General features: G+C 71.2%; 13 protein-coding genes. 10 read left to right on the forward strand and 3 right to left on the reverse strand.

The annotated features are described in order from the left end of the window. Nucleotides 1-2: 2 nt before the first annotated feature. The 6 genes from DFR74_RS08225 to DFR74_RS08250 all read left to right on the forward strand — a co-directional run bounded on the left by DFR74_RS08225 (nt 3) and on the right by DFR74_RS08250 (nt 7,186). Nucleotides 3-806 (forward strand): SCO1664 family protein, encoded by an 804-nt coding sequence (locus DFR74_RS08225; protein ID WP_067501340.1) that lies wholly within the window; start codon nt 3-5, stop codon nt 804-806. A 250-nt stretch (nt 807-1,056) separates the two neighbouring features. Continuing rightward, nucleotides 1,057-2,295 (forward strand): cysteine--1-D-myo-inosityl 2-amino-2-deoxy-alpha-D-glucopyranoside ligase, encoded by a 1,239-nt coding sequence (gene mshC / locus DFR74_RS08230; RefSeq protein ID WP_067501338.1) that lies wholly within the window; start codon nt 1,057-1,059, stop codon nt 2,293-2,295. 271 nt (nt 2,296-2,566) lie between these two features. Next, the gene (locus DFR74_RS08235; RefSeq protein ID WP_232331567.1) at nt 2,567-3,631 is read left to right on the forward strand and encodes an MBL fold metallo-hydrolase; all 1,065 of its coding nucleotides are present in this window, start codon (nt 2,567-2,569) and stop codon (nt 3,629-3,631) included. A gap of 31 nt (nt 3,632-3,662) precedes the next feature. After that, a complete protein-coding gene (locus tag DFR74_RS08240; protein ID WP_067501332.1) occupies nt 3,663-3,944 on the forward strand; it encodes an NUDIX hydrolase in 282 nt (93 codons plus the stop codon). A gap of 78 nt (nt 3,945-4,022) precedes the next feature. Further along, a complete protein-coding gene (locus tag DFR74_RS08245; protein WP_084537179.1) occupies nt 4,023-6,647 on the forward strand; it encodes a heavy metal translocating P-type ATPase in 2,625 nt (874 codons plus the stop codon). 20 nt (nt 6,648-6,667) lie between these two features. Beyond that, entirely contained in the window at nt 6,668-7,186 is a 519-nt protein-coding gene (locus DFR74_RS08250; protein ID WP_067501330.1) for a DnaJ family domain-containing protein, read from the forward strand. Nucleotides 7,187-7,438: 252 nt separating this feature from the next. Here DFR74_RS08250 and DFR74_RS08255 read toward each other — a convergent pair whose 3' ends face one another. The 3 genes from DFR74_RS08255 to DFR74_RS08265 all read right to left on the reverse strand — a co-directional run bounded on the left by DFR74_RS08255 (nt 7,439) and on the right by DFR74_RS08265 (nt 9,997). Next, nucleotides 7,439-8,341 (reverse strand): alpha/beta hydrolase family protein, encoded by a 903-nt coding sequence (locus tag DFR74_RS08255; protein ID WP_084537177.1) that lies wholly within the window; start codon nt 8,339-8,341, stop codon nt 7,439-7,441. Nucleotides 8,342-8,709: 368 nt separating this feature from the next. Further along, entirely contained in the window at nt 8,710-9,363 is a 654-nt protein-coding gene (locus DFR74_RS08260) for an enoyl-CoA hydratase-related protein (protein ID WP_067501327.1), read from the reverse strand. Between the two features lie 10 nt (nt 9,364-9,373). Beyond that, complete coding sequence (locus tag DFR74_RS08265) at nt 9,374-9,997, reverse strand: TetR family transcriptional regulator (protein WP_067501325.1); 624 nt, start codon at nt 9,995-9,997, stop codon at nt 9,374-9,376. A gap of 195 nt (nt 9,998-10,192) precedes the next feature. Between DFR74_RS08265 and DFR74_RS08270 the strand changes: the two genes are divergently transcribed. From DFR74_RS08270 to DFR74_RS08285, 4 genes are all read left to right on the forward strand, one after another. Then, nucleotides 10,193-10,765, forward strand: coding sequence for a TetR/AcrR family transcriptional regulator (locus tag DFR74_RS08270; RefSeq protein ID WP_067501322.1), 573 nt, complete (start codon nt 10,193-10,195; stop codon nt 10,763-10,765). A 50-nt stretch (nt 10,766-10,815) separates the two neighbouring features. Then, the gene (locus DFR74_RS08275; RefSeq protein WP_067501319.1) at nt 10,816-11,706 is read left to right on the forward strand and encodes an alpha/beta fold hydrolase; all 891 of its coding nucleotides are present in this window, start codon (nt 10,816-10,818) and stop codon (nt 11,704-11,706) included. A gap of 38 nt (nt 11,707-11,744) precedes the next feature. Then, nucleotides 11,745-12,332: a TetR/AcrR family transcriptional regulator gene (locus DFR74_RS08280; RefSeq protein ID WP_232331566.1), complete on the forward strand. Its 588-nt coding sequence runs from the start codon at nt 11,745-11,747 to the stop codon at nt 12,330-12,332. Nucleotides 12,333-12,434: 102 nt separating this feature from the next. After that, nucleotides 12,435-13,226 carry an SDR family NAD(P)-dependent oxidoreductase gene (locus tag DFR74_RS08285; protein ID WP_067501312.1) on the forward strand — a complete coding sequence of 264 codons (792 nt, stop codon included), beginning with the start codon at nt 12,435-12,437 and terminating at the stop codon, nt 13,224-13,226. The last annotated feature ends 65 nt before the right edge of the window (nt 13,227-13,291 follow it).

The following is a 13,291-nucleotide window of genomic DNA, read 5'->3' on the forward strand; positions in this document are numbered from 1 at the left end:
GCGTGGCGCGGGCGGGCGACGGATTCCACGACGGTGAGCTGACCGTCATCGGGCGGGTGTCGACCGCCAGCAATGTCACGTTGGTGTGCGATATCGACGCGAACGGCGACGCCCCGCTGCGGGTGGTCTACAAGCCGGTGCGCGGCGAGCGTCCCCTGTGGGATTTTCCCGACGGCACGCTCGCGGGGCGCGAAGTGGCGTCGTATCTGGTGTCGGAAGCGTTGGGCTGGCACGTGATTCCGGAGACGATCCTGCGCGAGGGCCCGTTCGGGCCCGGGATGGTGCAGCGGTGGGTGACGTCGGTCGACAACCACACCGAGCGCGGCAACCGGCTCGATCTGGTGGATCTGTGCCCGCCGGGCGCGGTCCCCGACGGTTTCCGCGAGGTGCTGCGCGCCACCGACGCCGCCGGCGAGGAGGTGTCGCTCATCCACGCCGACGATCCGCGCCTGCAACGCATGGCGGTGCTGGACGTGCTGCTCAATAACGCCGACCGCAAGGGCGGGCACGCGCTCGAGGGCACCGACGGCCAGGTCTACGGCGTGGATCACGGCATCTGCCTGCACGAGCAGCCGAAGTTGCGCACGGTGCTGTGGGGGTGGGCGGGACAGCCGGTCCCGGACGGGTTGGTCGCCGATGTGGCGGCGTTCGCGGCGGAGTTGCCGGGCGCCCCGGCGGACGCGCTGGCCGACCACATCACCGACGCCGAGATCGACGCGCTGGCGGCGCGCGCCAAGGAGTTGCTGGATACTCCGGTGATGCCGTTGCCGCGGTCGTCGCGGCCGATTCCCTGGCCGGCGTTCTAGGGGATTCGTGCGGGGGCGAGTGATGTTGTGGCGCAGGTTCGGCGACCATGATCGGCGCGGGGTGCTTGCGGGCGATGAACGCTGACGCCCGGTTCGATTCGAGCTGGCACTCGCGTCGATGAGAGCTAAACGGTTGACTTCCCGTCGGAGTCCCATTGTGGCTGTTCACAAAGGGGGTGCCGGGGGTGTGTCCCGGACGGGCGACCGGGGTGGGCGGCCATGACGGCGACCACACCTCTACCCTCGAATCATGCAGTGTTGGTCCGAAACCGCCATCCCGACCGTTCCCGGAGCAGGGCCACCGTTGCGGTTGTACGACACCGCGGATCGCCGGGTCCGTCCGGTGACGCCGGGCGCCACCGCCACCATGTACGTCTGCGGCATCACCCCCTACGACGCCACCCACCTGGGCCACGCCGCCACCTACCTGACCTTCGACCTGGTCAACCGGCTGTGGCGCGACGCCGGGCACGAGGTGCACTACGTGCAGAACGTCACCGACGTCGACGATCCGCTGTTCGAACGCGCCGAGCGCGACGGGATCGACTGGCGCGACCTCGGTGACCGGGAGATCGAGTTGTTCCGCGAGGACATGGCCGCGCTGCGCGTCGCGCCGCCGCGCGAGTACGTGGGCGCGGTCGAGTCGGTGGACGAGGTCGTCGAGTTCGTCGAGAAGTTGCTGGCTTCCGGCGCGGCGTACGTGGTGGAGGACGCCGAGTACCCGGACGTGTACTTCCGGTCCGACGCGACCGAGCAGTTCGGTTACGAGTCCGGCTACGACCGGGCGACGATGGAGCGGTTGTTCGCCGAACGCGGCGGCGACCCGGACCGTCCCGGTAAGCGCGACAGCATCGACGCGCTGCTGTGGCGGGCGGCGCGTCCCGGGGAGCCCTCGTGGCCGTCGCCGTTCGGCGCGGGCCGTCCGGGCTGGCACATCGAGTGTTCGGCGATCGCGTTGAACCGTCTGGGCGCGGAGTTCGACATCCAGGGCGGCGGCAGTGATCTGATCTACCCGCACCACGAGTACTCCGCCGCGCACGCGGAGTCCCTGATCGCGGGGCGCCGCTTCGCCCGCCACTACGTCCACACCGGCCTGATCGGGCTGGACGGCGAGAAGATGTCGAAGTCGCGCGGCAACCTGGTGTTCGTGTCGGTGTTGCGGCGGTCGGGGGTGGACCCGTCCGCGATCCGGCTGGCGCTGCTGTCGGGGCACTACCGGCAGGACCGCATGTGGACCGACGCGGTGCTCGGCGAGGCCGTGGGGCGTCTGGACCGGTGGCGGTCGGCGACCGCGCTGGCGTCGGGGCCGTCGGCCGAGGACACCGTCGCGCGGCTGCGCCAGCACCTGGCCGATGATCTCGATACACCGAAAGCTGTTGCGGCCCTCGACAATTGGGCCGATCAGGCGCTCACGTACGGTGGGTCGGATGCGGGGGCGCCCGGGTTGATCGCGACGGCGATCGACGGGTTGCTGGGTATTCGGCTCTGAGGGTCGGAATTCGCCGGGGCGATGACGTTTTCGCCTGGCTCGGGCAAGGAGCACCGGGGGTCGATCCCAGGCTGCGGGCGCGTTCGACTGCGCGCGGCTGACGGGCCGTGAGATTCAGGTCGCGGTGGTAGTCCATGCGGGATTGCACCGCGTGCAGCGGTTGAGCACCCTCGCGCCGTGAGGAGGGTGGGTGCGGAGCGCCCACCCTCGGCGAGCAGTACAGGTCTTGCCGTGCCGGTGATTCCGTGGTGTGGTTCGTCGGGTGTGCACTGTGCGTCCAGGTTCGCTGATCTCGGGTCTTCGCGGCGTGTTCGGAGCCGTTCCACCGCTCACCGCGCCGCCGGAGGCGGGGTCGGCGCGGGCGATCGCGGTACGGCGCCGGTTCTTCGGGGACGCGGCCGACCCCGACACGGGCGCGGTGCGGCCCGACCGGGTGGTGCTGTCGTGGGTGGGGTGCACGACGTACGCGATGGCGTTCGCGGGGTCGGTGTTCCTGCTGGACGCGTGGGTGCCGCGCGTGACCAGTTCCGGATACGTGCCCGCGACGCCGCAGGACCTGGTGGACTTGCGGCCGGAGGCGATCTTCATCGGCCACGGACATTTCGATCACGCGGGCGACGCGGGGACGATCGCCGAGGCGTCAGGTGCCACCGTGCACGGCACGGCCGAGCACTGCGCGGCGATCCGCGGCCAAGTACCGAACGCGTCGTTTCCGACGGTGGCGCACGGTGATTCGACCACGCCGGTCGGCGCACGCGAAGACTTCACGGTCGGCTCGGTCGAGGTGACCGCGATCCGCCACCTTCACTCGGCGCGTACCCCCGCCGACGAGAACGACCCCGCCCCACGCTTCTTCCCGCGCCCCCAACTCGGCCCGATCCTGCGGCACCCACCGACCCTCACCCACCTCCGCGAAACGGTGCCCCGCCTGCTCGACCCGGAAGGCGGCGTCCTGCTCTATCAGTTCCGCACACCGGGTTTCGCGCTCACCTGGCACGACTCCTCCGGCCCCCTCACCGAGAAGGCGCCCGACCTCTTCAACACCCTGGCCGCCCTGCCCACCACGCACGTCCACCTCGGCGCGATCCAGGGCTACAACCAGCTCACCAACGGCCTGCGCGACCCCCGCACCTACCTCGAATCCCTCGCCCCCACCGTCTTCGTCCCCGGCCACCACGACAACTGGCTCCCCGGCCTCACCTCCAGCGCCGCCGCCTACGACACCCCGCTCCACACCGAACTCGCCCGCCTCCCCACCTCTTCCCGCCCCGACCTCCGCCTCATGCACGACCCCACCGACTACCTGACCCCGTCCCGCCTCACATTCGCGCTGTAGGTCGCCCCGCCACCACCAGTATCCTGGCCCGATGGGACGCCGGATCGACTACCACCGGGACCCGAACGCCCCGGCCGCCAACAGCGTTCGCCCGAGCGCGGGTGCCTTCGTCGAGCGCGAGGGCGCGGTCCTGCTCATCCGCCGCTCCGACAACGGCAATCGGTCGATGCCGGGCGGCGCCCACGATCCGGGAGAATCGCCGAGCCACACGGCCGTTCGGGAAACCCTCGAGGAGACCGGCAGCACCGTCCGCCTCACCGGCCTGGTCGCCGGCGGTGCGACGAGCGCGGATCGATACCCGTCAGGGGTATAGTGTGCTCTGGGTTGCGAGGCCCGTCGGTGGTGCACACCGTCGAACGATCTACGAGGCGCCTCGGTGAGGAGTAGGTGGATGGACGAGAGGGTGGTTGCCGGGGGTCGCACGGTGGTGCTCGATGTGGGCGGGTTGTTGCGGGGGACGTCGGTGCATGTGGTGCAGGCGGCGTTGGGGCGCAGGCCCGGGGTGGTCACGGTGTCGGCGAATGCGGTGGCGCAGACGGCGACGGTGGTTTACGACCCGGAGCGGACGTCGGTCGCCGAGTTGCGGGAGTGGGTGCGGGAGTGCGGGTATCACTGCGCGGGGCGTTCGGTGCCCCGGCATTTGTGTGATCCGTTGGGGGAGCCGGGGGTGTTGGGTTCCGCGGACCGTGCGCTCACCGACGACCGCCCACATTCGCGTGCGCGATCGAGCGCCCACGGCACCGATGCCGTAGAGCGCTCCGTCCCACACGCGGATCACGCTCGCCCCGATGACGCCGGGAATGTCACCCCGTTGCCGGACTCCATCGACGGGAAACACGCAGACTACTCGGCGCGAGGGGCGCACTCGGAAGACCCGCCCCGTGGGAAGCGCTCCCCGCACGTGGGCGGTTCCGGTCATGGGAAGCACGCGACCCACGCGGACGTCTCCCCGCACACACCGCACTCGGCCTCCGCCTCGGCGGACGCACCCCACACGGCCCACGCCGGAATGTCCATGTCCCACATGGCCACCGACATGCGGAACCGCTTCCTCGTCGCCGCCGTCTTCTCGCTGCTGGTGATGCTGTGGTCACCGATGGCCACGCACCTGTTCGGCTGGCATGTGCCGACCCCGTTCGGCCTGCGGGAGGACGTGTGGGCGCTGGTGTTGAGCCTGCCGGTGATCTTCTATTCGTCCACGATCTTCTTCACGGGCGCGGTGCGGGCGTTGCGGGCGCGGACGCTGGACATGATGGTGCTGGTGGCGGTGGGGATCGGGGCGGGATGGCTGTATTCGCTGGCGATCACGCTGACCGGCGGCGGGGAGGTGTTCTACGAGGCGTCGACGATGCTGGCGACGTTCGTGCTGCTGGGGCACTGGGTGGAGATGCGGGCGCGGGGCGGGGCGAACGACGCGATCCACACGCTGCTGGATCTGGCGCCGCCGCGGGCGGTGGTGTTGCGCGACGGCGCGGAGGTGGAGGTGCCGACCGCCGAGGTGGCGGTGGGCGATGTGCTGCTGGTGCGTCCGGGCGCGAAGATCGCGGCCGACGGTGTGGTGCTCGAGGGCAGCAGCGAGGTCGACGAGTCGATGGTCACCGGAGAGAGCCTGCCGGTGCACAAGGGCCCCGGCGCGACGGTGATCGGCGCGACCGTGAACACCAACGGCGTGCTGCGGGTGCGGGCGACGAAGGTGGGTGCGGACACGGCGCTGGCGCAGATCGTGGATCTGGTGCAGCAGGCGCAGAATTCGAAGGCGCCGGGTCAGCAGCTGGCCGACCGGGCGGCGTTCTGGCTGGTGCTGGTGGCGCTGGCGGGTGGCGCGCTGACGTTGGCGGTGTGGTTGCTGGCGGGGGCGTCGTTCAGCAGGGCGATGTTGTTCGCGATCACGGTGGTGGTGATCACCTGCCCCGACGCGCTGGGTCTGGCGACGCCGACGGCGATCATGGTGGGCACGGGTCTGGGCGCGCGCCGGGGCGTGTTGTTCAAGAACGCGCTGGCGTTGGAGTCGGCGGCGCGAGTGGACACGGTGGTGCTGGACAAGACCGGCACCCTGACCAAGGGCGAACCGGAGGTCGCCGAAACCGCGTTCGCGCGGGATGTTTCGGAGACCGACGTGCTGGGTCTGGTGGCGGCGGTGGAGGTGGAGTCGGAGCATCCGCTAGCCGAGGCGATCGTGCGTTACGCGAAGGATCGCGGGGTGGCGGTGGGCTCGGCGAGCGGTTTCGAGAATGTGCCGGGGCACGGCGCGGTGGCGGAGGTGGACGGCCACCGGGTCGCGGTCGGCAATCTCCGCCTGCTGGAGCGCGAGGGCGTGGACGCGGGTCCGCTTGCGGCGCAACGGGATCAGCTGGTCTCGACGGGCCGCACCGCCGTACTGGCCGCTGTCGACGGGCGGGCGGTGGCGGTGTTCGCGCTCGCCGACGCGCCGCGCCCGACCTCGCGGGCCGCGATCGACGCCCTGCACGAACTCGGCGCGCGGGTGGTGATGCTCACCGGCGACAACCGCGCGACGGCGGAGCGGATCGCCGCCGATCTGGGCATCGACACGGTGATCGCGGAGGTGTTGCCGGGGGACAAGGCGGTGCGGATCGCCGAGTTGCAGTCCGCCGGCGGGAAAGTCGCGATGGTGGGTGACGGCGTGAACGACGCGCCCGCGCTGGCGACGGCCGACCTGGGTATCGCGATCGGCGCGGGCGCGGATGTGGCGATCGAGACCGCCGACGTGGTGCTGATGCGGTCCGATCCGCTGGATGTACCGACGGCGCTGCGGATCGGGCGTGGCACGCTGCGCAAGATGCATCAGAATCTGGCGTGGGCGGTCGGCTACAACACCCTCGCCCTGCCGATCGCGGCCGGTGTGTTCCAGCCGGCGTTCGGGCTGACGTTGCGGCCGGAGATCGCGGCGATGTCGATGTCGGGGTCGAGCATCATCGTCGCCCTCAACGCCCTGTCGTTGAAACGTCTGCGCCTGCCCGCACCACCCGCGGACGCGAAGCAGCGGGTCGACCGGTAGTCGGTCCGTAATCTGGTGGTATGACCGAGCGCAAACCGCCGGATCAGACCTTCGAGTCGTGGATCGACCGGCAGATCCGGGAAGCGACCGAGCGCGGGGAGTTCGAGGGCCTGCGCGGTGCGGGGCAACCGATTCCGGGTGCGGGCACGCAGGTGGACGAGAACTGGTGGTTGCGGGACTACCTGCGCCGCGAGGGCGTGCCGGCCGACGGGATGCTGCCGGAGTCGCTGGTGCTGCGCCGGGACGTGGAGCGGATTCACGAGACCGCCGCCGAACTCGACAGTGAGGCCGAGATCCGCGCGGCGGTCTCGGATCTGAACCGCCGGATCGTCGCCTGGCTGCGCACCCCGACCCCACCGCAGGTCCCGCTGGCGCCGGTGAACGTGGAGGACGTGCTGTCGCGTCGGCGGCCCGGTTCGTTTGGTCGGCCGTCGGCACGACCGCTGGGCGGACGGGAGGCATCGGCTGGGGAGGGAACATCCGCGTCTCCGAAACCCGAACCACCGCAACGCCGTTGGTGGCGACGCCGCACAGGTTGACCCGGCCGTTGTGGCCTCGTCGCCCCACCCGCGCGCCCGGCTGCCCATGCCCGTCGTGACGCTGTGCGCGGGGCGCGAGCGCTGACGCGACGTGTACGGAGAACCTGCCGAAGCGAGCGCGCCGGGAGGCCGACTCGCCGCCGCCGTCCGCCTGGCGGAACGCCACAGCTCATCGCCGGGGCGGTGTTCGGGCGGGAGGCCGCCCCTGCAACCGCGCGCCTGAAGACCAATCGAATCGAAAACTGAGGCCCCTCAGCGACTCTCGCGTACGTGCCCGAGGATGATCTCCCGCGCCGCCGTCCAACTGTGCGACGCCGCGTCCCCGAATTCCGCGTGCCCCGCACCGTCGAGAATCTGGAGGCGTGCCGGATCGCCTGCCCGTTCGGCGGCGGCGACGTAGTCGCGGGACTGGCGTGGGTCGACCACAGTGTCGGCGCTCCCGTGCACGGCCACCACCGATAGTCCGATCGGCAGGTGCTCGATGGGTGAGGCGATGGCGTACCGATCGGGTTGTTCGTCGGGGGTGCCGCCGAGCAGGCCGCGGACGAACGCGTCGTGCCCGTCGGTCGCGGCGAGGGACAGGTCGAACACGCCGGCCATGATGGTGGCGCTGCGCGGCCGGACCTGCGGTTGCGCGCCGGGGACGTCGGCGGGCAGGGTGTGTCGGCCGGCGATCCAGGCGGCCAGGTGCCCGCCGGCGGAGTGACCGGCGAGGTGAACGCGGTCGAGGTCGAGGCGTCCACCGGCGGCGTCCTGCACGGGGCCGGTGAGCGCTTCGGTGGCGTTGTCGGCGTCGGCGAGGGTGACGGGCCAGCCGCCGGTGCCGCCGACGCGCCGGTATTCGATATTCCACACCGCGACCTCGCGGTCGGCCAACGAGCGGGCGAGAGGTTCGAAGGTGGTGACGTCGTGGTCCTCGCGCCAGCCGCCGCCGTGTACGAGGACCACGACGGGATGCGGTCCCGCGCCGCCGGGGACGTGCAGGATGCCGTAGGTGTCGGGATCGGCGCCGTAGTCGACGCGCACGGTGACGGCGGCCGGTGGCGCGGCGTCCCCGGTGTCGGTCCCGCATCCGGCGAGCAGGGTCGAGAACACGAATCCCGCTGCCGCCCAGCGTGTCCGGCTCGCGACCGAGCCCTGTCGAATCCGAACCATCGCGCACCCTCCTCGAGCCGACCGGAACCGCCGCACGCTGGAACCCGGCGGCCTCCTGTGTGCTTAGGACGCTGAGGACAGATCGTCAACCTGACCCGCCGATGCCCGAGGATCTACCGGACTCGGTACCTGCCCCGCCGCGTCGGAGAAGGGCACCGGCAGAGAACGACGCCGACAGGAACGTGCGGCGAGGGTGGTCCACCGTCCGGATCAGCAGCGTGTCGAGGTGGAGCCGGCCTCGGCGACATCGTGCAGGAGCCCAGTTGGGGCCGACCGCACCACGCGCAGCACCGGGCCTGCGGGACAATCTCGGCACCACGCACCGAGGACGCCGGTGGTAATCATCCGGCGCCCAGGGCCGAGCCCGCCTACGCCCCGGTCAACGCCTTCACCGCCGGCGCGAACATGGTGTTCTTGATCGCGCCGAGGGTGGCCTGGTCCTTCCCACCGAGCGGCGCCAGCAGCTCCAGCGCGGTCGAGGTGACCTGATCCTCCGGCACGGCGGCGTCGACGAGGTCGAACGCGGCGGCGTCCTCCCCACCGAACCGGCGTCCGGTGGTCATGGACGCGATGGCGCTCTTCGGGGTGAGTTTGGCCTGGATGAGCGCGGCCATGCCGGGGGTGAAGGGGATGCGGATGTCGGCTTCGGGGAAGCAGAAGAAACCGCGGTCGGCGCGCATGACGCGGTAGTCGTGGGCGATGGCGAGCATGGCGCCGGCGCCGAAGGCGTGGCCGGGCAGTGCGGCGGCGGTGGGCACGGGCAGGGTGAGCACGCGCGCGAACAGGGCGTGCACGCGGCCGACGTACCAGTCGGCGCGGTCGCCGTTGGCGCCGAGCCAGTCCAGGTCGAGGCCGTTGGAGTAGAACTTGCCGCTCGCGGTGGTGACCAGGCCCTGCGCGCCTTCGGCGAGCGCGGTGTCGAGGTGGGCGTTCACCTGGTCGAGAAAGTCGGGGGAGAAGCGGTTCTCGCCGCCGCCGAGGTCGAGGACGGCGATCTTGTCGTGGTGGGTCAGGGTGGGCACGGGGTCTCCTTCACGGTGTGCGGGGTGGGGGTCCTTCGGCGAGGACGGCGCGCACGGCGGCGCGCAGCCTGGCGCGCGCGTCGGGGTCGGCGAGCCGGTCGCGGTCGAGCAGGATGGCGGTGGGCAGGTCGACCACGCAGAGGGTGAGCACGTCGACGGCGCGGCGGTCGCCCCGTCCCCACAGGCGCCGGGCCAGCCGCACCAGGAGCGCGACGAGCGCGCGTTCGGCGGCCGCCACGTCGGTGGCGAGGTCGCCGGGGAGGTCTTCGCCGAGCAACCGGTCACGCGACAGCGTGAGCAGCAGGCGCGAGGAGCCGGGATACCGTTCGGCGAACACGCTGGGCGCCTCGGCGGCGGCCACGACGGCGGCGATCCCGGAATGCTCGACGCCCGAGTCCTTTTCGCTCGCGTCGACGAGTTCGGTCTGCACCGCGAGGAACCGGTGAGCCGCGCGCAGCCAGGTTCGCCCGAGCAGCCCGGCGCGGGACCCGAACGTGTGGTACAGCGCGCCGTTGGACGCACCGGTGGCGGCCGCGACCGCGCGGACGGTGACCGCGCCGGGCCCGCCGCCGGCCGCGAGGGCTTCGGCGGCGTCGAGAACGACCTCGGGGTCGTGGAAGCGGGGGCGCGGCACCCGGACAGGATAACAGAGCGGATGCTCTGTTACTCGCGGTCGCCGGCGGCACTGCGTATTTCGCCACGTAACAGCTACTTTGAGTCACCCCCGGAGGTGGTGTACGGATTTCGTTGTGCGCGCCCGTTCCCGCGGCCGTTTGCGGTACTGTTCGGGCCCTCACCCCCTTGACGGCGCGAACAGAACGGCATCCGAATGTCACGAGTGGTCACCAAGGAGCAGTACTTCGGCACGGCTCTGGAGGTGCTGGCGGAGCTGGGATTCAAGGGCCTGAATATCGGATTGCTCTGTCGCAGACTGGGAGTCACCAGCGGCTCGTTCTATCACCACTTCGGCAGTTGGCAGGGTTTCGTGGACGCCTTGCTCGAGCATTGGGAGCAGCGCCAGGTGCGCATCCTGCGCTCCTCGAACTTCAATCAGGGCGATCCCGACGAGGATGTGCGCGCCATGGCGGATCTCGCCGCGGGACTGCATCATTCGGCCGAGGCCGCCATTCGCGCGTGGGCGGCCAACGACGAGTCGGTGAGCGCGGCGGTGAAGCGGGTGGACGAATCGCGCCACCGCACGGTGCAGCGCGTGGTGCGCGGCGTGGTGGGCGACGAGGACACCGCCGCCGTGGTCACCTCGCTCGGGATGGCGATGTTGATCGGTTACCAGCAGATCGCGGCGAGCGGGGAGAACATCTGCCTGGAGCGCCTGCTGGATCAGTACTCGCGCCTCATCTACTCCCACGCCCGCACCGCCGAACCGGTCGGCGCCTCCTACTGATTTCGGCGGATTCCGTGCCGCCGCGCGGGCGGGCGCGCGATGCTGGCGGCATGGACGATTTCGCGACCTGGCGGGCGAACGGCCACCGCTTCACCCATCGCGGACACCAGATCTTCCTGGCCGAGGGCGGCTCGGGCGGCGGGGAAACGCTGCTGTGCCTGCACGGGTTTCCGACCGCGTCCTGGGACTGGCATCCGATCTGGCCGGATCTGTGCGCGCGGTTCGGCCACGTGCTGGCCCCGGACATGATCGGTTTCGGGTGGTCGGCCAAACCCCGCGACTACGACTATTCGATCGCCGATCAAGCCGACCTGCACGAATCCCTGCTGCGGGAGCGACAGGTGCGGCGGGTGCATCTGCTGGCCCACGACTACGGCGACACCGTCGCGCAGGAATTGCTGGCCCGCGCCGCCGACCGCGCCGCGGTGGGCGACGATTCGCTGGTGATCGCGTCGGTGTGCCTGCTCAACGGAGGCTTGTTCCCCGAGACGCATCGGCCGCGTGCGGTGCAGCGGCTGCTGGCAAGCCCGCTGGGCCCGGTGGTGGGTGCGCTGGGTGGTGAGCGCGCGTTCACCCGCAGCCTGGCGGCGGTGTTCGGGCCGCGCACGCAGCCCTCGCCGGAGGAGTTGCGCCGGTTCTGGCTGCTATGGCACAACCATCACGGGAACCGCAACGCGCACAAGCTGATCCGCTACATGGCCGAACGCCGCGCGCACCGCGAACGCTGGGTGGGCGCGTTGACGCGGGCGCCGATGCCGGTGCGGCTGATCGACGGCGCGCTGGATCCGGTGTCGGGTGCGCACATGGTGCGCCGCTACCGCGAGCTGGTCCCCGATCCGGATGTCGTGGAGCTGGCGGATGTGGGCCACTATCCGCAGGTGGAGGCACCGCAGCGGACGGCGGCGGCGTTCGCCGACTTCCACGACACCGAGGTCGGGTGAGACGCCCGCCACTATGGTCGGCCCCATAGAATGGGTGGGTGGCAGCGACAGGTAGCACCTCCAGGAAGCCGAGCGCGCGGGAGCGCATGATCGCCGGCGCGATCGAGTCGTTGCGCGTGCACGGCGCCAGCGCGACCAGTGTGGATCGGGTGCTGGCCGAGACCGGCGCGCCGCGCGGCTCGGTGTATCACCATTTCCCCGGTGGACGCACCCAACTGATCACCGACGCGATCACGACGGCGGGGGAGGTGATGTCGGCCTATATCGAGGACATCACCCGCGAGGGCGAGCCATTCGACGCACTCGATCGTTTCGCGAACATGTGGCGCAAGACGTTGCGGGACAGCGACTTCCGCGCGGGCTGCCCCATCTTCGCGGTGGCCGTGGAAACCAACGACGACGCACCGCAGTTCGCCGCGGTCGCCGCCGAGGTGTTCGCCCGCTGGCAGGCCGCGCTGGCCGAGGGGTTCTCGCGCTACGGCATGCCCGCCGACCGCGCTCGCCGCCTGGCCACGCTCACCGTGACCGCGATGGAGGGCGCGATCGCGCTGTGCCGCGCGCAGCACTCACTCACCCCGCTCGACGACATCGTCGACGAACTGAAAGCGCTCTACACCGCCCGCTGAGCTCCTACCGGGGTCGGAGCGCGAATCCGACCGCGCGCCGATGCCCGCGCCCGCCGCGCTCGATACCGTGCAGACACCAACGACCGGAAGTGGTGGCGGGCCATGCGCATCAAGGGAACTCGGGTACTGATCACGGGCGCGACCGGCGGGATCGGTCACGCCATCACCCGCGCGGTGGCGGCGCGCGGCGGGCAGCCGGTGGTGACCGGGCGGCGGGTGGACGCACTCGAGGCCCTGGCCGCCGAGACCGGGGCGGTCGCGATCGCGGCCGATCTGGCCGACCGCGACGGTGTCGCGAAGCTGCTGGCGGAGGTGGGGCAGGTCGACGTGGTGGTCGCGAACGCGGCGCTGCCGGCCAGCGGGCTGCTCACCGACTTCACGGTCGAGCAGATCGACCGCACGCTCGACGTGAATCTGCGCGCGCCGATCCTGACCGCGCGCCTGCTGGCCGAACCGCTCGCCGCGCAGGGCCGGGGGCACCTGGTGTTCCTCTCCTCGATCGCGGGCAAGGTCGCCTCGCCGGGCGCCTCGCTCTACAACGCGACGAAGTTCGGGGTGCGCGGGTTCGCGCAGGCGTTGCGGCAGGATCTGGCGCCGGCCGGGGTGGGGGTGTCGACCGTGTTCCCGGGTTTCGTGCGGGACGCGGGGATGTTCGCCGACGCGGGTGTCGCGGCGCCGCCGGGAGTGGGCACGTCGAGTCCGGAGGACGTGGCCGCGGCGGTGGTGCGGGCAGTCGAACGTGATCTCGGGGAGGTGGATGTGGCGTCGCCGCAGATGCGGGTGGCCGCGCGATTCGCCGGTGTCGCACCGGGTCTCACGGCGCGCATCCAGCGGTGGGCGGGGGCCGGCGCGCTCTCGGCGAAGCTGGCCGACGGGCAGCGCGCCAAGCGCTGATCCGGGATGGTTCGGATCCACGGGCTCCTCTTGACACCATGATTATGGTGTATGCCATAGTGAAG

The sequence above is a fragment of the Nocardia puris genome, assembly GCF_003315035.1.
Lineage (GTDB): Bacteria > Actinomycetota > Actinomycetes > Mycobacteriales > Mycobacteriaceae > Nocardia > Nocardia puris.